Raw genomic sequence first — 20026 nt, forward strand, 5'->3', positions numbered from 1 at the left:
TGTGCATTTCAGTGTTGGACCAATGAGTGTCGCTATTCCAGCCCGGCGGGGGCATTCTCGGGGTCGAAGGCGCTTGCACCATGAAAGATGGCACGTGTCTCGGTAACACTGGATACATCCCAGCCGCTGATGTCCTGATTGAAGGCAGACGCCCCAGCAAACATCTGCTGCATGTTGGTGACGCTGCCGGTATCCCAGCTGCCAATATCCTGATTGAAGGAGGAGGCATTGCTGAACATGGATCTCATGTTCGTCACCTGGGAGACACTCCAGCGGCTGATGTCGCCATTAAAGGCATCAGCTTCGGCAAACATATTGCCCATGTTGGTGACACGGGAAACGTCCCAGTCACTCAGGTCCTGGTCGAAGGCGCTGGCACTCCAGAATAGGTAGGACATGTCGGTCACGCCGGATACATCCCAGCGGCCAATATCCTGATTAAAGGACCTGGCTCCGGCAAACATGCCGTGGAGGTTGCGCACACGCGATACATCCCAATCGCCGATATCCTGGTTGAAAGCCTCCGCGCCGTAAAACATGTTGGTCATGTTGGTCGCGCGGGCGACATTCCAGTCGCCGATGTCCTGGTCGAAGGCCTTGGCTTCTGCAAACATATGGCGCATGTTGTGGACCCGGGAGACATCCCAGGCACTGATGTCCTGGTTGAACGCCTCGGCGCCCATGAACATCTGGCTCATGTTGTTGACACGGGATACGTCCCAATGGCTGATATCCTCATTGAACCCGGCCTCGTCCTCGCCCAACCGGCTCATATCGAATAGTCGGCTCATCCCGTTGATGCCGCTGGTACAGGTCGTGGCGGCATTATCCGGGGTGATGTCGTCGGCGGCTCGCTTGGTGTAAACGGTGCCCTCGACCTCGCCACTGTCTCCAAGCTCGGCCTCCACGCACACCACGGTGACGCCATTGGGCGCAAGGGTGAAGTCCGAATTTTCCTGTGCATGCACAGTGAGGGGTAGCGCGAGGGGCAAGCCTGCTAGCGCGGCTGAAAGGGGTATCAGTATCCGGCGGGGCAGGGATGCATCGGTATAAGTAGGCGTCATCATGTCGATATCCGTGCAGTGTCTGAGGTGAGAGCCGTGGGCGTCATGGCTGTTCGGGTGGCGACGTGAAGCGTCGTTAGTCCAACTCAATCCCTGGTGGTGCATTGGCGGAGTCAAAGGCCTCGGCGCCATCGAACATGGCGGACGTATTGACATCGTCGGCGAGATCCCAGCCGCTCAGGTCTTGGTTGAACGACTCGGCTCCGCCGCCAAAGCCTCCAAACATGCGCTCCATGCTGGTGACGTTGGAGACGTCCCAACCGCCGATGTCCTGGTTGAACGACTCGGCAATCGCGAACATCGCGGCCATGTTGGTGACGTTGGAGACGTCCCAATCGCCAATATCACCGTTAAATGACGTCGCACGCGCGAACATCCCGTCCATGGTGGTGACGCTGGAAACATCCCAGGAGCCAATGTCCTGGTTGAAGGAGGCGGCTCTGTTGAACATCTCGCTCATGGATTCCACACTGGAGACGTCCCAGGCGCTAATATCCTGGTTGAATGCTTCGGCGTCAAAGAACATGCCCTCCATGTTCGTGACGCTGGACACATCCCAGCCACCGATATCCGCATTGAAGGACGCCGCACCCACGAACATGTTGCCCATGTGGGTAACGCGAGAGACATCCCAGCTGTCAATCTCCTGGTTGAAGGCTACTGCTCCGGCGAACATGCCTTCCATGCTGGTGACGTTGGAGAGATCCCATCCGCTGATATCCTGGTCGAATATCTGGTTGTCAGAGAACATATGATTCATTTCCCTCACGTTCGAGACATCCCAGTCGCCGATGTCTCCGTTGAACGAGTGGGCATGAGTGAACATGTCACGGGTGCTGGTGACGCTGGAGAGGTCGGGCGTGTCCGAGGCGTTATACGTCATGTTGACGGCGCCGGCAAAGGCGGCCTCCATGCTCGACCATTCGATGTCCCCCCATTGCTCAATGGTTCTTAGCCTTTCGGCATCGTCCGGATTTCCGTTGCCATCAAACCAGACATCCAGAAAGATACGGGGAAAGTCTCCGTGGATCGTCACCTGGTAGATACCTGGCTCCGTGTAGGTGTGAGAGGGGTTCGGATCGCTGCCGGAGACCTCCTCCACGATGCCGTTCCCCAGTCGATCGTAAAGTCATAGTCGGTGTAGGGGGCCGTGGGGATAAAGACCTCCTCGTCGGCCTCGAGGGTTTCCCAGGTGGTGATAAAGGCCTCTGTATCCTCAGCCTGAGCCGTAACCGGCCAGACAAGAGCTGCCGTGATGACCCCCGCCAGCGCAGTATGCAGCGTGAGACCGTGCTTCCCGGGAGACGGAGTGGGAGTAGATAAAGGATTCATAGGCTATTCCGGCGATTCGGGAATGTTGAGTTTACGGGCCTGAAAAGGGGTGCCCTATTCGTGCAGCGTACGTATAACCTGAATGCTAAACACCCCTCTTTTATGTGTTGTGCCGAATAGTCGAATCCCGTAATGTCCGAAGGGGGCAGGTGCATCATCCTTAAGTAGCGAATTGAATTAAAATGCACCTGTTTATTCGCGGCGTTTATCAAGACCATTGCGCCAGATTGCCCCGGCTCCCCCTAGCACCAGCAGGTCGGCGTGGCGACGGGCCAGGCGCGCGCCGAGGTCGTCGGGCTAGCTCATGCCCAGGCCTCCTCGGCGCTTGCCAAAGCGCGCAGGCGCTCCAGGCGGGCCGCCTGGTCGCGGCGCCGAGCCTCCCGGTCGGGGGCCTGGCACTCGGCCTGGAGTCGGGCGATGGCCTCCTCCACCTCGAGGGTGCCGAGGTCGCTGCCGTCCCGGTGGCGCAGGGTCACTCGGCCCTCGGCCGCCTCCCGGCCGCCGACGATCAGCAGGAAGGGAATCCGCTGCAGGGTCTGCTCGCGAATCTTGTAGCCGATCTTCTCGTTGCGCACGTCGGCCTCGGCGCGCAGCCCGGCGCCGCAAAGCGCCTCGCTCAGGGCCTCGGCGTAGCCCGCCTGGGCCTCGGTGATCGACATCACCACCGCCTGCTGGGGCGCCAGCCAGGCGGGCAGCTTGCCAGCGTGATGCTCGATCAGGATGCCCAGGAAGCGCTCCAGGGAGCCGAACAGCGCGCGGTGCAGCAGCACGGGGCGCAGGCGCTGGCCCTGTTCATCCACGTAGTCGAGCCCGAAGCGCTCGGGCAGGTTCATGTCCACCTGCAGGGTGCCGCACTGCCAGTCGCGGCCGATGGCGTCGCGCAGCACGAACTCGAGCTCGGGCCCGTAGAAGGCGCCCTCGCCGGGGTTGAGCTCGTAGGCCAGGTCCATCGTCTCCAGGGCGTCGGTCAAGGCCCCCTCCAGGCGGTCCCATACGGCCTCGCTGCCCATGCGGTTCTCCGGCCGGGTGGAGAGCTTGAGGCGCACCTCCTCGAAGCCGAACTCCCGGTAGATGTCGAGCACCAGCGCCACCACCCGGCGGCACTCCGCGCTCATCTGCTCCGGCGTGCAGTAGATATGGGCGTCGTCCTGGGTGAAGTGGCGCACCCGCAGCAGGCCGTGCAGGGCGCCGGAGGGCTCGTAGCGGTGGACCTTGCCGAACTCGCCCATGCGGATGGGCAGGTCGCGGTAGCTCTTCAGTCCGTGGCGGTAGAGCAGCACGCTGCCGGGACAGTTCATCGGCTTGAGGGCCAGGGAGCGACCGTCCTCCGTCTGCGTGGTGTACATGTGCTCCTGATAGTTCTGCCAGTGGCCGGAGGTCTCCCAGAGGCCGCGGTCCATGATGTCCGGCGTGTTCACCTCCACGTAGCCGCCGGCGGCCTGGCGGCGGCGCATGTAGGCGATCAGGGTCTGCAGCACCGTCCAGCCGCCGGGGTGCCAGAACACCGCGCCGGGGGCCTCCTCCTGGAAGTGAAAGAGCCCCAGCTGGCGACCCAGGCGGCGATGGTCGCGCTTTCGGCCTCCTCCAGGCGCTTGAGGTAGGCCTTGAGCGCCTTGCGGTCGGCCCAGGCGGTGCCGTAGAGGCGCTGCAGCTGGGCGTTGCGGGCGTCGCCCCGCCAGTAGGCGCCGGAGAGCTTGGTCAGCCGAAAGTGCTTGAGAAAGCGGGTGTTGGGCACGTGGGGGCCGCGGCACATGTCCACGTACTCCTGATGGAAGTAGAGCCCCAGGGTGGCCTCGTCGGGCATCTCCTCGATCAGCCGCCGCTTGTAGCGCTCGCCGCGCTCGCGGAAGAGCCGCAGGGCCTCTTCCCGGGGCACCCGCCGCTTGATGACGTCGTACTCCTGGGCGATCAGCGCCTTCATGCGCGCCTCGATGGCCGCCTGGTCCTCCGGCGTGAAGGGGCGCTCGAAGGCGATATCGTAGTAGAAGCCGTCGTCGATGACCGGGCCGATCACCATCTCGGCATCGGGGTAGAGCTGCTTGACGGCGTGGCCCACCAGGTGGGCGCAGGAGTGGCGGATGATCTCCAGCCCCTCGGGTCGCTTGGCGTGATCACCTGCACCCGGGCGTCCCGGGTGATGGGATCGCCGGCGTCCACCAGGGCCCCGTCCACGCGACCGGCCAGCGCCTGGCGGGCCAGGCCGGGGCCGATGGCGGCGGCGATCTCCGCCACGCTGGTGGGGGACGCCAGCGTCAGCTCGCGCTCGTCCGGCAGGGTGATGGTGAGGCTCTCGCCGGCGGCGGGGAGGGCGTCTCGGTCATGGTGTCGTTCTCATGGCGGTTCTCGGGGAGATGGGGTATCAGGCGCTGCCGGCGGCGAGCGTCAGCGGCGCCCAGCGGGGGCCTTCAGGCGTGTCGCGCACCTCGGCACCCAGCTCGGCCAGCTCGTCGCGCAGGGCGTCGGCGCGGGCGAAGTCGCGCTGCCGTCGCGCGCTTTCGCGCTCGGCGACCAGCGCCTCGATGCGCGCCACCGGCAGGTCGGAGCGCCGGGGCGAAAGCGCCGCCAGGGCCTCGGCGGGGGCTGCTGCAGCAGGCCCAGCAGCCTGGCCGAGGCCAGCACGGCACCCTTGGCGCGGGCGCGCGCGGCGTCGTCGGTGGCGGCCTTCAGGTCATCCACCAGCCGCTGCAGCCGGGTCAGCGCCTCGGCCACGTTGAGGTCCCGGCGCAGCGCCGCCAGCAGCTCGGCATCCGGCGGCGTCTTGGGGTCTGCCTCGAGCCCCTCCACCTCGGAAAGCGCCCGGTAGTGGTCGAGCAGGGTGCGGCGGGCGCGCATCAGGCGCTCGCTGTTCCAGTCCAGGGGGCGGCGGTAGTGGGTGGCGAGCAGGGCCAGGCGCACCGCCTCCCCCGGGGCCTGGTCGAGCAGGTCGCGCACCAGCAGCACGTTGCCCAGCGACTTCGACATCTTCTGGCCGTCCACGGTGACGAAGCTGTTGTGCACCCAGTTATGGCAGTAGCGGGCGCCGTGGGCGCAGGTGCCCTGGGCGATCTCGTTCTCGTGGTGGGGAAGATCAGGTCCTGGCCGCCGCCGTGGATATCGAGGGTGTGGCCCAGGTGCTCGCCGATCATGGCGGTGCACTCCACGTGCCAGCCAGGGCGTCCGCGCCCCCAGGGGCTCTCCCAGCCCGGCTGCTCGGGCGAGGAGGGCTTCCACAGCACGAAGTCCAGCGGGTCGCGCTTGTAGGGCGCCACCTCTACCCGGGCCCCGGCCAGCATCTCCTCGGGGCGGCGCCGGAGAGCTGGCCATACTCGGCGAAGGAGCCGACCTGGAAGAGCACGTGCCCCTCGGCCTCGTAGGCGTGGCCGCGGGCGATCAAAGTCTCGATCAGCGCGATGATCTCGGGCATGTGCTCGGTGACCCTGGGCTCGAGGTCCGGCGGCAGCACGCCGAGGGCCTGCATGTCCTCATGGTAGGCGTCGATATAGCGCTCGGTGATGGTGCGGATCGGTACCCCGGCGTCGGCCGCCGCGGCGTTGATCTTGTCGTCCACGTCGGTGAAGTTGCGCGCATAGACCACCTGCGAATAGTCGTGGCGCAGCACCCGCGCCAGCAGGTCGAAGACCACCGCCGGGCGGGCGTTGCCGATATGGGCGTAGTTGTAGACCGTGGGGCCGCAGACGTAGAGGGTCACGCGGTCCGGCCGTTCGGTGCGCAGTGTCTCGCGGCGGCGAGTCAGTGTATTGAAGAGTTGCATCGTGCTCCCGTGGGTGGCTTCCGCTGTTCTGGGTTCGGTCAGGCGGCGTTGGCGTTACTGGTTCAGCGGCGCGGTGATGACCTCCACCGCGTCGTCGCGAATGGCGTTGTAGAAGCAGTTGGGGCGCCCGGTGTGGCAGGCGGGGCCCTGCTGATCGACCCGCAGCAGCACCGCATCGCCGTCGCAGTCCAGCCGCGCTTCTATCAGCCGCTGGCGATGCCCGGAGCTTTCGCCCTTGCGCCACAGGGTCTGCCGCGAACGCGACCAGTAGCAGACTCGCCCGGTGCTCAGGGTCTCCAGCAGCGCCTCGCGGTTCATCCAGGCCAGCATCAGCACCTCGCCGCTGTCGTGCTGCTGGGCGATGGCGGTGATCAGGCCGTCGGCGTTCCAGGGGATGGCGGCTAGCACCGCCTCCAGCGGTCGACGCTCGCCGCGCTCGGCCTGCTCCAGCTGTAGCCAGATATCCATCACGCCTCCTGCCAGTTCCACTGGCTGCGTGCCACGGCGTCGTGGGCGTGCAGGCTCTCGGCGTGCACCACGCGCAGGGAGAAGCCCTCGAGGCCGGGCTGGTCGCGCAGGGCGTGGTGCAGGCGCCGGGCGGCATCCTCGCAGAACATCAGGTTCTGGCCGTTGGCTAGGGCGAAGGCCTGCTCGTCCACGCGCTTCACGGCGGTCTGCAGGGCGGTGCCCAGCGCCTGCTCCACGCGGTCGACCAGCGCCAGCAGCGGCAGCCCCGCCTGGCCGGCGTCGAGGCGCACGGCCAGGTGCGCCTGGCTGCGCTGGCTGTGGGGGGTGGCCAGCACGCCCTGGTCGCTGCCCAGCCAGGTCCGCACCGCCTCGCGGCTCACCGGCATCTCGGTGAAGTCCTCGTCGAAGGCCTGCTGGATCAGCTGGCGCGCCAGGGCTGCCGAACAGGGGCAGGTGGATGAGTAGCCCACGCTAAGCTCCAGCGTCGCCTGCAGGCCGCTGGCGTCGCGGTGGCAGCAAAGGGTGAAGGGGTAGGTCTTCCATCCCGACAGGGGGCTGATCAGCGCCGGGCGGCGCAGCAGCGCCTCGCCCTCCAGGTCGAGAAAGGCCCGGTGGGCGAGCCCCTCGTGGCTTTCCAGGAAGGCGTCGAGCACCCCGGCCACCCGCGACAGCGAGAGCTCCTGACCCTCCAGCTCGGCCAGTGCCAGGTAAAGACGCGACATATGAATGCCGCGGGCGGTGGGATCATCGAGGCTGACGCCCGCCGAAGCGCGGCCGGCGATGGCCTGGCCCGCCACCTGCAGCGGCAGGGCGATGCCCTCCATCCCGACCCAGCTCAGTGTGCCAAGGCGAGTGGCGGGCGCCGCCGCGATATCTTCCAGAGGATGCTTGTTCATGGACCGCTCTCGGTGGTTGATGCAGTAAATGTTATAACATAACATTTGAGCCCAGCCGATAACCAGCCAAGGACTACGTGAGTAGGGCTACCGCAGTTACCGATGCCGGTTAGCGAAAGGCGCCGGGACAGGCCTGAGAGGGGCGCTGTGAACCCCTCCTTGGGCGCTACCGATGCCATCCCTGGCATACGACCCCCTCTTCGACCTGTCCCCGGAGCAGCCTTGAGCGATGCCGCTACCAGCGATAGCCCTGCCCAGAGAGTACCGTCACCAGAGGTCCACCATGACGCGTCACGCCAGCTCGCTCCCTTCGTCTACCGACCCGGCCGGCGTTTCCTCCCGGCTGAGAGGTTTCCTGACACGCCACCGATGGCTGCTGGGCGGCCTGGCGCTGCTGGTCATCGCGGCCGCGCTGCTACTACAGCTGGGCGTAATGCGCGGCCTGAGCCTGCAGATCCTGGCCTGGCAGCGCGATCTTCACCGGGCGCTCACCCTGGCCGTGAGCGGTTGGTCCGAGACGCCCAGCTGGGCCACCGCCGGCTGGCTGCTGGCGCTGAGTTTCGGCTACGGGGTCTTTCATGCCGCCGGCCCCGGGCACGGCAAGGCGGTGCTCTCCACCTACCTGGTCTCCCAGGGCGGTGGCCTCAAGCGCGCCCTGGGGCTCTCGTTCAGCGCCGCCCTCCTGCAGGGCATGATGGCCATCGCCATGGTGCTGGTGCTGGTTCAGGGCCTGGGCTGGCTGACCCGCCAGGCTATGGGCAGCGTGGCGAGCCTGGAGCTGGCGAGCTTTCTGATGGTGGCGCTGCTGGGGGCCTGGCTCTGCCTGAGGGCCTGGCGGCTGCTGCGGCGCACGAAGGCCAGCGGCGATCACGGCCAGCATGATCACCGCCACGCCCACCACCATGCCCACCACCACGCTCACCACCATGATCACGACCACGCTCACGGCCATCAGCACGCGCTGGGGCCAGAACCCGGCCTCGGTCATGAGCACGCTCACCGCCATGCCCATGCCCATGCCCATGCCCATGACCACAGCCACGCCCATGACCACAGCCATACGCATGATCACGGCCACGCTCATGGGCACGCTCCCGACCATCGGCATGATGGCTGCGGCTGCGGGTCGCGCCACCATATCGCCCCGGAGGAGGTCGGCAACTGGCGCACGGCGCTGGCCACCGTGGTGGTGATCGGCCTGCGCCCCTGCACCGGCGCGGTGCTGATGATGGGGGCGGCCAGCCTGCTGGGCCATGCGGCCCTGGGCGCCGCGGCGGTCATGGTGATGGCGCTGGGCACGGGGATGACCGTCTCGGCCCTGGCGCTGGCCAGCGTGCTGGCCCGGGACTGGGTCATTCGCCACTACGGTCGGTTCGCCAGCGGCGGGGGCGCGGCGCGCCTGGGGCGGTTGAGCGGCTGGCTGGCCATGGCCGGCGGTCTGATCATCCTGTGGCTCGGCGCCTCGCTGGCCTGGCAGGTTGGCAGCGCGCCGACGGGTGGGGTGCCGCTACTGTCGTGATACGCTTTGGATCTTCCGTTGCCGGCTTTGGATTAACGAGATTACCCAATGAGCACAGTGCCTTCTCAGACCGTGTCCCAGACCACCTCGCCGATCTTCCGCGCCATTGAAACCCTGCAGGGCAGCCTGTCCTGCGGCGCGGACTACGTGATTGCCGCCGAGCCCCTGGACCCTCGACATCAAGCGCTTCCCCTGGCGCAGTCACAGGCGGTCGATCCGATGCCGACGTTCGAGGAGGTCTCCAACGGCTAAGCGGTGGCTTACGGTGGCGGTGGGGTCTGCTCGGCCTGGGGCGCTTGGAAGAAGTCGAACAGCCGGGTCACGGCCTCGGGCGCCACGCCGTTGGTAATGAACACGAAGCGCGAGACGCCGTCCGGGTAGGCCTCCGTCGGCAGGGTCACCGGTGGATGAAAGATATGCTGGACGCCGTGCAGCGCCAGCGGCTGCACCTGCCCCGCCACGTTCACGATGGCCTTGATGCGCAGCATCTTATCACCGAGTAGGCTCATCAGCAGGTCCAGCCAGTCTTCCAGCGCCTCGGGGGCAATGGGCGCCTCCACGCTGAAGCAGAAGGAGCGAATCTGCTCGCCGTGCCGGCTGAGCGGCGAGGCGGTGGTTGGCGCCAGCAGCGGTGCGGCGGCCTCGCTGGCGGTGGGCGCCAGTCCCGGCTGGAGCGACACCTGAGCGTAGGAGGCGGCACCCAGCCAGCCCTCGGCCTGCTGGCCTGCCTTGCCCGAGGCGGGCAGGCGCCGGGCGGTCAGCCGCTCGGCGTCCACCTCGCCGTGGCGCACCTCCAACTGCTCGGCGGCGGGGTTGACCTCGGTGAGCCGCTCGCGCAGCCGGGCCAGGCGGTCATCGTCGACCAGGTCGGCCTTGGTGATCAGCAGGCAGTCGGCGATGGCGGCCTGGCGCTGGGATTCCCGGTGGGCGTTCAGGGTCGAGAGGCCGTTGGCCGCATCCACCAGGCAGGCCACGCCGTCCAGGCGGAAGCGATGGGCGAGCCAGTGGTCGGTCATCAGCGTCTGCAGGATAGGTGCCGGATCGGCGAGACCGGTGGTCTCGATGATCATCCGCGAGATCGGCCGGCCGCCATCGCGCTCAATCGCCTCCCAGGCCTGCTGGACGCTCTTGCTCAGGTCGCCGCGAATGGTGCAGCAGAGGCAGCCGCTGCTCATTTCCACCACGCTATGCTCGTCGCCCTCGGCAACCAGCCGGTGGTCGAGGCCGATATCGCCGAACTCGTTGATCACCACCAGGGCATCGCGCATGGCGGGCTGGCGCACCAGCTCGTTGAGCAAGGTGGTCTTGCCGCTGCCGAGAAAGCCGGTCAGCACCGTGACCGGCATGAGGTCTGCGTCGTGCATGGGCTACTCCCAGGTGGGGAAGGGGTCGGGCAGCGCCTGCCAGGCCGCCTTGCCGGCCAGCAGCTCCTCCTCGCTGAGCAGGCAGGCGTCCAGAGCCTGACGGATGCGCGCCTCGTCGAGGTTCTGGCCGATGAAGACCAGCTCCTGGCGCATATCGCCGAAGGGCTCCTGCCACTTGTCGAGGATGGCGGCGCGATAGTCGGGGTCCTCCGGCCAGCGGGACTCCGGCACCGCCTTCCAGAACATGCCGGCGAAGCCGTAGTGGGCGATGCCGCCGGCCTGGCTCCACTGGCCGGCGAACTGCGGCCGGGTGGCCAGCCAGAAGAAGCCCTTGGAGCGCAGCAGCCTGGCGCCAAACCAGTCGCCATGCAGCAGCTCGAAGAACGCCTGTGGTCGGAAGGGACGCCGGGCGTGGTAGGCGAAACTCGAGATGCCGTACTCCTCGGTCTCCGGGACGTGCTCGCCGCGCAGCTCCTTGAGCCAGCCAGGGGCCTGCTGGGCGCGCTCGAAGCTGAAGCGTCCCGTTTCCAGCACCTTCTCCAGCGGCACCTGGCCGTGGGCGATGGGAATCAGCTCCGCCTCGGGGTTGAGTGAGCGCAGCACGGCGGTAAGCTCGTCGAGCTGGGCGGCGGTAAGCAGGTCGGTCTTGCTGATCAGCAGCACGTCGCAGAATTCGACCTGATCCACCAGCAGGTCGGCGACGTTGCGCTCGTCCTCCTCGCCCAGACTCTCGCCCGCCTCGGCCAGGGACTGCGCCTCGCGGTACTGGGTGAGGAAGTTGGCGCCGTCGACCACCGTGACCAGGGTGTCGAGCCGAGCGACGTCCGAGAGGCTTTGCCCTTGCTCGTCGGCGAAGGTGAAGGTCTCGGCCACCGGCAGCGGTTCGGAGATGCCGGTGGACTCGATTACCAGGGTGTCGAAGCGCCCCTCCTCGGCGAGCCGGCGCACCTCCACGAGAAGGTCCTCGCGCAGGGTGCAGCAGATGCAGCCGTTGCTCATCTCCACCAGCTGCTCCTCGGCGCGGTTGAGGGTCACCTCCTCCTCGCCACCGGGGGCGCCGCGTACCAGGGCGGCATCGATATTGACCTCGCTCATGTCGTTGACGATGACCGCCACCCGACGGCCCTCGCGGTTGGCGAGGATGTGGTTGAGCAGGGTGGTCTTGCCGGCACCCAGAAAGCCGGAGAGCACGGTCACCGGCAGGGGCGTTTGCGGGGATGTCATCAGCCGTCACCTCGGGTCTTGCGGTAGTGGTTCTCGCGCTGCTCCTGGCGCTCCTTGGCCTCCAGGCAGAGCCTCGCGGTGGGACGCAGCAGCAGCCGCGGCAGTCCGATCGGCTCGCCGGTCTCCTCGCAGTAGCCGTAGTCGCCCGCCTCGATGCGGCGCAGGGCCGCCTCGATATTGGCTAGCAGGCGGGTCTCGCGATCGGCCTGGCGCAGCTGCAGGCGTAGCTCCTCCTCGAAGGCCGCCTGGTCCAGCTCGTCGCTGTCACGCTCATGGGAGGCCATGGCGGCGCGTACCTCGTCCAGATGGCGCTCCACCTGCGCCTTCTCCTCGAGCAGCCGCCGGCGGAAGAAGTCCAGCTGCTCGTCGTTCATGTAATCGTCGTCGGGCATCGCCAGCAGGCGCGCCTCTTCGAGTGTCTGGGGCATGGAAGTCTCGTGGCAGGCGTCAGGTGGGATGGTTGGTCAGCAGCTGTGTCTGGCCTTCGGTTAGCGGGGGACTGCAATGTACCGGCGCCCCATGTCCGCCGCTTTCCCAGCCGCCGCCCTTGACAATGCCAGGTCGCTCATCCCGAGGCGCAGGATGGCGTCGGATAGATGAACGAGGGAGGTGGAGAGCAAGTGTCGGCATTCAGGACTCCATGGCTCGAAATATAAAGTATGTTATAACGTAACTTTTTATTGGCCTGAAGCCAAGCGTTCTACCTTGTGGCTGCAGATCGATCAGTGCCCGCCATCCAGAGGATGGCGGGTGCTGACGATCGGTCAAATCCGACAGGCTTCTTGGGGCAGGCGCTGGGCTCAGTAGCCGACCAGTATCGAGGGCAGGCCGGTGACCAGCGCCGGGAAGAAGGCCATCAGCAGGCAGGCGAGGGCGATCAGTGCTACGAAGGGCAGCACCGCCTTGTAGAGATCGACGATCTCCACCCCCTTGGGGGCCACCCCCTTCATATAGAACAGCGCATAGCCGAACGGCGGGGTGAGGAAGGAGGTCTGCAGTACCACCGCCACCATGACCACGAACCACAGCACGTCGATGCCCATCTGCTGGACGATCGGCAGCATGATCGGGAAGCTCAGCAGCACGATGCCGGTCCAGTCGAGGAACATGCCCAGCAGGAACACCAGGAACAGCATCAGGATCAGCGCCCCGGTGGTACCGCCGGGCATCGCCATCACCAGGTCGCTGATCACCGTCATGCCGCCGCCGCGGGAGAAGACCCCGGTGAAGGCGGTGGCGCCCACCAGCACCAGCATCACCATGGTGGTGGTCTTGCTGGCCTCGATCAGGGTGCGAAAGCAGGTCTTGAGCTTGCGGTCGCCGAAGATCATGAACAGCAGGAAGGCGATGCCCACGCCGATGGCCGAGGCCTCGGTGGCGGTGGCCACCCCGGTGAACAGCGCCCCCAGCACGCCCAGGATCAGCGTCATCGGCGGCAGCACGTACTTGGCCAGCATGACCAGCAGCTGGCCGGTACTGGTCTCGGCGCGCTCCTCGGCGGGCACCGGCGGGCCGTAGCTCGGCTTGACGTAGCAGATCACCAGCACGTAGAGGGCATACATCGCCCCCAGCATCAGTCCCGGCACCAGGGCGCCGGCAAACAGGGCGCCCACCGAGACCGGCGAGTAGCTGGCCATCAGGATCAGCATGATGCTCGGCGGGATCAGAATACCCAGACAGCCGCTGGCCATGATCACGCCCGAGCTGAGCTCCTTGTTGTAGCCGTGCTTGAGCATCGGCGCCAGGGCGATCATGCCCATCACCGCGATTGATGCGCCGACGATGCCGGTGGTGGCGGCCAGCATCACCGAGACGATGACCACGGTAAGCGCCAGGCCGCCGCGCAGGTTGGCCAGCAGCAGGCGCATCACCGCGAACATCTTCTCGGTGACCCCCGAGTCATTGAGAAAGCGCGCCATCAGCACGAACAGCGGGATGGCCACCAGGACATAGTTGTCCATGGCGTTGCCGTAGATGTTGTTGATGATGCTGGCGAGTATGCGCTCGCCGGGGCCCAGGTAGGCGCCGATGACGGCGACGCCGCCCAGCACGAAGGCCAGCGGATGGCCCATGAACAGGCCGATTAGCAGCCCGCCGAACATGAACAGCGTCAGCAGTTCGGGACTCAGGTTCATGCGGTTTCCTCCCGCAGCTGCTGGATGGCACGGATGACGATGGCGATGGCCTGGAGCAGGATCAGGAAGGCGGCCACCACGATGACGCCTTTCACCGGATAAACGGGAATCGACACGACCCCGTAGGTGGTTTCGCCGCGGCTGAAGGAGCGCATGAAGAAGTTCCAGCCCAGCGGCAGCAGCATCCAGATAAAGGGCACGAAGAACAGCAGATAGCCGAGGATCTCGACGGCGGCCTGCTTCTTGCGTGAGAGCAGGCGCTTGAGCACATCGACCTCGACATGGGCGTGATGGCGCAGGCCATAGGCGGCCATCAGCATGAAATGGGCGCCGAACAGCATCTTGGTGATGTCGAAGGCCCAGTCGCTGGGGCGCCCGGTGAACAGGCGCGAGGCGATATCGTAGAGCACCACCAGGGTGATGATGGCGATCAGCGGTGCGATGACTCGCCCAAGCACCTCGTTGAGCGTGTCGATCGCCTTGGCAATCGCATTCATGGATCAGTCTCCGACGTCGGAACGCAGGCCGCCCCGGGCGAGGCCGGGGCGGCTGAGGTGCGCCTTACAGGCAGGCTTCGATCTCTTCCAGGGACGGCAGGTTGTCCATGGTGCGGCTCATGTTGAAGGGCGCGGAAAGATCGCGCCAGTTGGCGTAATGATCCATGTAGCTGAGCATGGAGTGGAGCACCTTGGCGTACATGGGGTCTTCACAGGCGCCGCGCAGGTAGACCTCGTTGGTAATCTCCTGAATCTGGTCCAGTTCTTCCTCACTTAGCTGAGAAATCTCCACGCCCGCCTCCTGAAAGTTCAGGGTGCCTTCGGTAGCGCTCTGCTCGAAATGCGAGATCGACCAGGCGAGGTTGGCTTGGGCCGCAAGCTCCAATTTTTCCTGAGTTTCTTCGGAGAGAGCGTCCCAGGCTTCCTTGTTGATCATCACGCCTAGCACGGTGGCGGACTGGTGCCATCCGGGAGTGGACCAGTAGTTCGCCACCTCGGCAAAGCCTGCTTGGTAGTCGACGCCGGGAGAGGAGAACTCTGCGCCGTCGACCACGCCGCGCTCCACCGCCTGGTAGATCTCGCCGCCGGCCAGGGTCACCTGGGAGCCGCCCAGCTGTTCCAGAATACGGCCCTGGTCACGGCCGCCAAGGCGCAGACGCTTGCCTTCGAAGTCGGCGAGGGTTTCGATCTTGGTGCGCCCGAGAAAACCGGTCTCGTTGTTGAGAATGGCGTAGGGGAGGTAGTGGATATTGAACTGGTTATAGACCTCCTGATAGAGCTCATAGCCGCCCCAGTGCTGGATCCAGTTCAGATAGTCGACGGCGTTGAAGAGGCTTGCCGTGGTGCCTAACAGGGCGAAGGCAGGAGAGCGCCCGGCCCAGTAGACGCCGGTCTCACCGGCGGCATCGATGCTGCCGGTCTCCGTGGCATCGAAGACTTCACCACCAGGCATCAGGGTGCCGCCGGCGCGGAACTCGATCTCGATTTCATCGCCCGCAATCCGGTGGACCGTGTCGACCCAGCGGCGGTCCGCCTCGATTAGCGCTAGGCTATCCGGCCAGGTGGTGGTCATGGTCCAGCGCGCCTTGTCGGCCATGGCGTTGGTGGAGAAAGTGCCGAGTGTCACGGCCGTAGCCAGTGAGCAGGTGATGAACAGTTGTGAATGCTTGTTCATGACGTGGTCCTTGTAATTATTGGGTCAATGTTGAGTGATGCTCTCTCGGAATGATCATTCCTGTCTTACATCCTAGGGAGTGATGCCCCGTGCCGATATACGTAGTACTACGTAGCGGGATGCGTAGATGGTCATGCCGTCTTGACGCTCTGAGGTTGTCAAGAAAGCTGGAAGATACGAGAGACCATCTCAGCGGTATTTCGGCAGTCGAGCTTCTTCATGATGCGCGCGCGATGGGTCTCGACGGTGCGATGGGAAATACCCAGCTCCCGGGCGATCTCCTTGCAGGTCAGGCCATTGGCGATGAAGCCGGAGATTTCCCGCTCGCGCATGGAGAGCTGGTTCTCCGTCTGGGGGCGCACATCGATCTTGATGAAGGTCCACACCGCCAGGTCGAACGGCGCCTCGGGGGTCAGGGTGCGCCCGCGGGTCTTGGCCCAGAAGACTTCCCCGAGCGCGTTTGCATGAAACGCTCGTCGGCATAGTTGGGGGTCTTGAGCATCTCCTTGTAGCCGCGATCGCCGATCGTCTTGAAGTCGGCGAAGCTCGGGTAGAGCTTGAGCATCAGCTGGCCGATCAGCTCGCTGCGCGAATACTCGAAGAGCTCGCAGAAGGCATGGTTGCACTCCAGGATGCGACGCTTCTGGGTGACGACGATGGCGCTGGCGGAATGCTCGAAGGCCAGTGCCATCAGTTCGCGCCCCATGGGGGTGAGGCCGTCATCGGTGTGATACCTCCTCTGGCGGTGTCGTCCTAGACGCAGGTCCAGCCGCCGTCGATGGGCATGGCGGTGCCGGTGATATGGCTTGCCGATTCGCCGCCCAGAAACAGCGCGAGCTCCGCCACATGGGCCGGGGAATCAGGCCGCCGTCCGGCTGCTTCTCCGAGACCAGGTGGCGGATCGCCTCCTCCCGGCTGCTGCCCAGCCGCTGCTGTCGCGCCTCGATCTGTGGCGCGATGATCGGGGTGTCGGTCCAGCCCGGGCAGATGGCATTCACCGTGATGCCCTGACCCGCGGTCTCCAGTGCCACCTCCCGGGTGAAGCCCACTACGCCGTGCTTGGCGGCGACGTAGGCCGACTTGTCCACCGAGGCCACCAGGCCATGCACCGAGGCCAGGTTGATGACGCGCCCCCAGCCCTTGCGGCGCATGTCCACCAGCGCCTGCTTGGTGCAGTGGTATACCGCGACTAGGTTGATGGCGATGATCGACTCCCAGAGCTCGTCGGGGAAATCGGCGATGGGGGAGGTCTTCTGGATGGCGGCGTTGTTGACCAGCACATCGACGTCGCGCTGCTCCTCGCGCAGGCGGGCGAACATCGCGTGGATCGCCTCGCGGCTGCCCAGGTCGGCCTGCTGGTAGCAGACCTCCCGGGCCCCGGCCGACAGCAGTCGAGCCTTCAGGGCGGCCACGGCCTCCTCGTCGGCCGCCACCCGGTCATGGAGGATGATGCCGGCGCCCTGGCCGGCGTAGGCCAGGCAGATGGCGGAGCCGATGCCGCCCAGAGCGCCGGTGACCAGCACGTTCTTGTCGTGAAGGTGTGACATGGAGTGACTCTCCTTGCTTGTTGTTGGACATGACGAGGATGGGAGCTGGCAAGGTAGCACGCCGCCAGCGGCGTGCTGCCGCCAAGGTCAGTCGGCGACCCGCTCCAGCAGGCTCGCGTAGTTGGCCACCCCCATACCCCCATGTTGAAGACGGCGGCCAGGCGGGCATCCGGCACCTGCACGCCGGTCGCCTCGCCGAGCAGCTGGCGGGCCGCCAGCACGTGCATGGAGACCCCGGTGGCGCCGACCGGGTGCCCCTTGGACTTGAGCCCGCCGGAGGGGTTGATCGGCAGAGCGCCGTCGGCCATCACCCGGCCTTCCTCGATGGCGCGGGCGCCCTGGCCGTGGGGGTGAGCCCCATGGCTTCGTAGATCATCAGCTCGGCGATGGTGAAACAGTCGTGAACCTCGGCCAGCGACAGCGCCTCCAGGCCGATGCCCCCCTCGGCAAGCAGCTGCTGCCAGGCGCGCTCGGCGCCCTCCAGGCGGGTGAGGTCGCGACGGGCCAGCGGCATGAAGTCGGTGACCTGCGTCCGGGCGCGGAAGCGCACCTGGCGCGATCCGGCGGGGGCGGCCTCCGGGTGGGCCAGCACCATGGCGGCGGCGCCGTCGGAGACCGGCGAGCAGTCGGTGCGCTTCAGCGGCGGGGCGACCACCGGGTTCTTGTCCGAAGCCTCGCGGCAGAAGTCGACCCCCAGATCCTTCCTCAGCTGGGCAAGGGGGTTGTGGACGCCGTTGGCGTGGTTCTTGGCGGCGATGCGGGCCAGGGCCTCGGTGTGGTCGCCGAAGCGCTCGAAGTAGGCCCGGGCGACCTGGGCGAAGATGCCGGCGAAGCCGGCGTCGATGCCCCGGGACTCGGGCCGGTAGCTGGCACCCAGCAGCCCCTCGGCGATGGCGGCGGGGCTCGCCTCGGTCATCTTCTCGGCGCCGATCACCAGTACGCGCCGGGCCAGGCCGCCCTCGATCAGGTTGATCCCCTGATAGAGCGCCGCGGAGCCACTGGCGCAGGCGTTCTCACAGCGGGTGGCGGGCTTGAAGCGCAGCTCGGGATCGGCCTGCAGCGCCAGGGAAGCGGGGAACTCCTGGGCGCACATGCCGCTGTTGAACTGGCCGACATAGATGGCATCGATGTCGCGCGCCCCGACGCCGGCGTCGGCCAGGGCGGCGCTGGCCGCCTCACTGATCAGGGTTTCCAGGCTCGCCTCGAGCTTGCCGAACGGGCTGTGGGATACGCCGATGATGCGGGTCTTCATGGAGTGCTCTCCTCCTGTTTGCCGTTGAGGTGCTCCCTCAGGGCGGTCTTGACGATCTTGCCGTAGGCGTTCTTGGGCAGCGTCGCCAGGAACTCGTAGCGCTTGGGGCGCTTGAAACGGGCCATGTGCGCCAGGCAGTGCCGGTCCAGCTCGGCCGTCGTGACGGGGCGGTGGAGCGAGACGCAGGCCACCACCTCTTCGCCCCACTCCGGGTGCGGGGCCCCGATCACCGAGGCTTCGTGCACGGCGGGATACTGCAGCAGTACTTCCTCCACCTCGCGCGGATAGATGTTGGTGCCGCCACTGATGATCACGTCCTTGACCCGGTCGGTCAGATAGAGGGTGCCGTCGGCCTCCATGCGGCCGATGTCGCCGGTGCGCAGCCAGCCGTTGCGCAGGGCTTCCTCGGTGGCCGCGGGGTTGTTCCAGTAGCCCAGCATCACGCTGTCGCCGCGCACGCAGATCTCGCCCTCCTGGCCTGCAGGCAGCGGTCTGCCCCGGTCATCCTGGATGGCGACTGCCACCTGGGGATGGGGGCGGCCCACCGGCACCAGGGTTTGGCGCTCGGCACGCTCGGTGAGGCCGGTAGCGTAGGGGACATGGGCCTCCCGGCTCATCACCGAGATGGTCATGGGGCTTTCGCCCTGACCGTAGATCTGCACGAGTCGGGGGCCGAAGGTGGCCAGGGCGTCACGCAGGTCGCGCTCGTACATGGGGCCGCCGCCGTAGACGATCGTCTGCAGGTTGGCGAGCGCAGGCGGGGTGTCGCTGGCGGCCAGGTGATCGACCAGCCGGCGGATCATGGTGGGAGCCAGGAACATGGCGAGCCCGCGGTGCTGGGCAAGCAGCTCAACGAACTCGGCCTCGTCGAAGCCGGCGCTGGCCGGCACCAGGTTGGCACAGCCCTGCATGAGGTAGGGAAGCAGGTAGATGCCCGAGCCGTGGGAGAGCGGCGCAAAGTGCGCCAGCACGTGGTCGGATTCGACGCGATCCACGTTGGTCAGATAGCAGTTGGCCATGCAGGCCAGGTTGCCATGGGAGAGGGTGGCGCCCTTCGGGCGGCCCGTGGTGCCGCTGGTATAGAAGATCCAGGCGGGATCGTGGGAGGCCCGGTGCAGCGGCTCGTCGAGGGGCTCGCCGTCGGCCGCGAAGCCGGGTGCATCGAGCTGGAGCAGGCGCGCCGGGCTTTCGAGCGGTGCATCCGGGGTGCGGTCGGTGATCAGCAGCCGGCTGCCGCTGTCCTCGAGGATATAGTCGACTTCGCGCCAGTGGAGCTTGGCGTTGATCGGTACGACCACCAGCCCGGCGTACCAGGCGGCCAGCAGGGCCTCCAGGTACGTGGGGCGATTCTTCATGTAGATGGCGAGACGTTCGCCCGGGGTGGCTCCCAGCTGGACGAAGTAGCCTGCCAGGGCCTGGACGCGCTGCTGGAGCTCGGCATAGGTGGCCTGGAGCGCCGCGCCGTGATAGAGAGCGGGGCGCTCGGGCCCGACCCGAGCGCTGTGGTCGAGGTAGTGGGCGATGTTCAAGGGGGATCTCTCCGCACTGTCTTGTCGTTGTGGTTGGGGCCTTCGCCGCATGCCATCAAGACTAGAGGTCTCCCCTACGGATCGATATACGTAGTACTACGGAGGTGGGTGCGTATTAGGTCGAGTGCGCGCGAACCTTACAGGAGGCTCCCAATGGAACAGACCTGATGCGGCTTCCTGAAAAAGGTCCCGGTTCGGAATAGTGTCGCTGCGGGGCTCCTGCCTTGAATGTGACGCCGGGGGGCTTTGAGTGCTTTGGTGAAATGCGCTATGT

20 protein-coding genes and 2 pseudogenes are annotated in these 20026 nt (G+C 66.3%); 2 read left to right on the forward strand and 20 right to left on the reverse strand.

What is annotated here, in order from left to right; translation table 11 throughout:
- Positions 1 to 32: 32 nt before the first annotated feature.
- From ACSJDS_RS06460 to folE2, 8 genes and pseudogenes are all read right to left on the reverse strand, one after another.
- Positions 33 to 1067, reverse strand: coding sequence for a BspA family leucine-rich repeat surface protein (locus ACSJDS_RS06460; RefSeq protein ID WP_473032543.1), 1035 nt, complete (start codon positions 1065 to 1067; stop codon positions 33 to 35).
- 73 nt (positions 1068 to 1140) lie between these two features.
- The gene (locus tag ACSJDS_RS06465; protein WP_473032544.1) at positions 1141 to 2166 is read right to left on the reverse strand and encodes a BspA family leucine-rich repeat surface protein; all 1026 of its coding nucleotides are present in this window, start codon (positions 2164 to 2166) and stop codon (positions 1141 to 1143) included.
- Positions 2167 to 2698: 532 nt separating this feature from the next.
- Positions 2699 to 4676: pseudogene (gene thrS, locus ACSJDS_RS06470) on the reverse strand (threonine--tRNA ligase).
- A 79-nt stretch (positions 4677 to 4755) separates the two neighbouring features.
- Positions 4756 to 4926 (reverse strand): CysS/YqeB C-terminal domain-containing protein, encoded by a 171-nt coding sequence (locus tag ACSJDS_RS06475; RefSeq protein WP_473032545.1) that lies wholly within the window; start codon positions 4924 to 4926, stop codon positions 4756 to 4758.
- A gap of 350 nt (positions 4927 to 5276) precedes the next feature.
- Positions 5277 to 5668: pseudogene (locus ACSJDS_RS06480) on the reverse strand (class I tRNA ligase family protein); the annotation flags it as partial.
- The gene (locus ACSJDS_RS06485; RefSeq protein WP_473032546.1) at positions 5647 to 6147 is read right to left on the reverse strand and encodes a hypothetical protein; all 501 of its coding nucleotides are present in this window, start codon (positions 6145 to 6147) and stop codon (positions 5647 to 5649) included. The pseudogene ACSJDS_RS06480 and the gene ACSJDS_RS06485, both read right to left, overlap by 22 nt.
- 54 nt (positions 6148 to 6201) lie before the next feature.
- A complete protein-coding gene (hisI, locus tag ACSJDS_RS06490; protein ID WP_473032547.1) occupies positions 6202 to 6615 on the reverse strand; it encodes a phosphoribosyl-AMP cyclohydrolase in 414 nt (137 codons plus the stop codon).
- A complete protein-coding gene (folE2, locus tag ACSJDS_RS06495; protein ID WP_473032548.1) occupies positions 6615 to 7511 on the reverse strand; it encodes a GTP cyclohydrolase FolE2 in 897 nt (298 codons plus the stop codon). Before folE2 ends, hisI begins: the two co-directional genes overlap by 1 nt.
- A gap of 283 nt (positions 7512 to 7794) precedes the next feature.
- Between folE2 and ACSJDS_RS06500 the strand changes: the two genes are divergently transcribed.
- Together ACSJDS_RS06500 and ACSJDS_RS06505 are read left to right on the forward strand one after the other, a co-directional pair.
- Complete coding sequence (locus ACSJDS_RS06500; protein WP_473032549.1) at positions 7795 to 9030, forward strand: nickel/cobalt transporter; 1236 nt, start codon at positions 7795 to 7797, stop codon at positions 9028 to 9030.
- 48 nt (positions 9031 to 9078) lie between these two features.
- The gene (locus tag ACSJDS_RS06505) at positions 9079 to 9282 is read left to right on the forward strand and encodes a hypothetical protein (protein ID WP_473032550.1); all 204 of its coding nucleotides are present in this window, start codon (positions 9079 to 9081) and stop codon (positions 9280 to 9282) included.
- An 8-nt stretch (positions 9283 to 9290) separates the two neighbouring features.
- On the opposite strand, the gene ACSJDS_RS06510 is transcribed toward ACSJDS_RS06505, so the two are convergent.
- The 12 genes from ACSJDS_RS06510 to ACSJDS_RS06565 form a co-directional block, all read right to left on the reverse strand.
- Complete coding sequence (locus ACSJDS_RS06510) at positions 9291 to 10394, reverse strand: CobW family GTP-binding protein (RefSeq protein WP_473032551.1); 1104 nt, start codon at positions 10392 to 10394, stop codon at positions 9291 to 9293.
- A 3-nt stretch (positions 10395 to 10397) separates the two neighbouring features.
- On the reverse strand, positions 10398 to 11618 hold the full coding sequence (zigA, locus tag ACSJDS_RS06515) for a zinc metallochaperone GTPase ZigA (RefSeq protein ID WP_473032552.1): 1221 nt from the start codon (positions 11616 to 11618) through the stop codon (positions 10398 to 10400).
- Positions 11618 to 12046 carry an RNA polymerase-binding protein DksA gene (dksA, locus tag ACSJDS_RS06520; RefSeq protein WP_473032553.1) on the reverse strand — a complete coding sequence of 143 codons (429 nt, stop codon included), beginning with the start codon at positions 12044 to 12046 and terminating at the stop codon, positions 11618 to 11620. Before dksA ends, zigA begins: the two co-directional genes overlap by 1 nt.
- A 372-nt stretch (positions 12047 to 12418) precedes the next feature.
- Entirely contained in the window at positions 12419 to 13753 is a 1335-nt protein-coding gene (locus ACSJDS_RS06525) for a TRAP transporter large permease (RefSeq protein ID WP_473032554.1), read from the reverse strand.
- Complete coding sequence (locus ACSJDS_RS06530; RefSeq protein ID WP_473031648.1) at positions 13750 to 14250, reverse strand: TRAP transporter small permease subunit; 501 nt, start codon at positions 14248 to 14250, stop codon at positions 13750 to 13752. Before ACSJDS_RS06530 ends, ACSJDS_RS06525 begins: the two co-directional genes overlap by 4 nt.
- Before the next feature lie 64 nt (positions 14251 to 14314).
- Positions 14315 to 15424, reverse strand: coding sequence for a TRAP transporter substrate-binding protein DctP (gene dctP / locus ACSJDS_RS06535; protein WP_473032555.1), 1110 nt, complete (start codon positions 15422 to 15424; stop codon positions 14315 to 14317).
- Positions 15425 to 15582: 158 nt separating this feature from the next.
- Positions 15583 to 15810, reverse strand: coding sequence for a LuxR C-terminal-related transcriptional regulator (locus ACSJDS_RS06540; RefSeq protein ID WP_473032556.1), 228 nt, complete (start codon positions 15808 to 15810; stop codon positions 15583 to 15585).
- Positions 15811 to 15836: 26 nt separating this feature from the next.
- Complete coding sequence (locus ACSJDS_RS06545) at positions 15837 to 16130, reverse strand: PAS domain-containing protein (RefSeq protein ID WP_473032557.1); 294 nt, start codon at positions 16128 to 16130, stop codon at positions 15837 to 15839.
- A 13-nt stretch (positions 16131 to 16143) separates the two neighbouring features.
- Positions 16144 to 16929, reverse strand: coding sequence for an SDR family NAD(P)-dependent oxidoreductase (locus tag ACSJDS_RS06550; protein WP_473034985.1), 786 nt, complete (start codon positions 16927 to 16929; stop codon positions 16144 to 16146).
- Positions 16824 to 17279 carry a thiolase C-terminal domain-containing protein gene (locus tag ACSJDS_RS06555; RefSeq protein ID WP_473032559.1) on the reverse strand — a complete coding sequence of 152 codons (456 nt, stop codon included), beginning with the start codon at positions 17277 to 17279 and terminating at the stop codon, positions 16824 to 16826. The genes ACSJDS_RS06550 and ACSJDS_RS06555 overlap by 106 nt, the downstream gene beginning before the upstream one ends.
- Positions 17279 to 18223, reverse strand: a complete 945-nt coding sequence (locus ACSJDS_RS06560; protein WP_473032560.1) for a thiolase domain-containing protein — start codon at positions 18221 to 18223, stop codon at positions 17279 to 17281. Before ACSJDS_RS06560 ends, ACSJDS_RS06555 begins: the two co-directional genes overlap by 1 nt.
- Entirely contained in the window at positions 18220 to 19752 is a 1533-nt protein-coding gene (locus ACSJDS_RS06565; RefSeq protein ID WP_473032561.1) for an AMP-binding protein, read from the reverse strand. The genes ACSJDS_RS06560 and ACSJDS_RS06565 overlap by 4 nt, the downstream gene beginning before the upstream one ends.
- Positions 19753 to 20026: the final 274 nt, after the last annotated feature.

It is taken from the genome of Halomonas sp. SL18_1 (genome assembly GCF_055755715.1).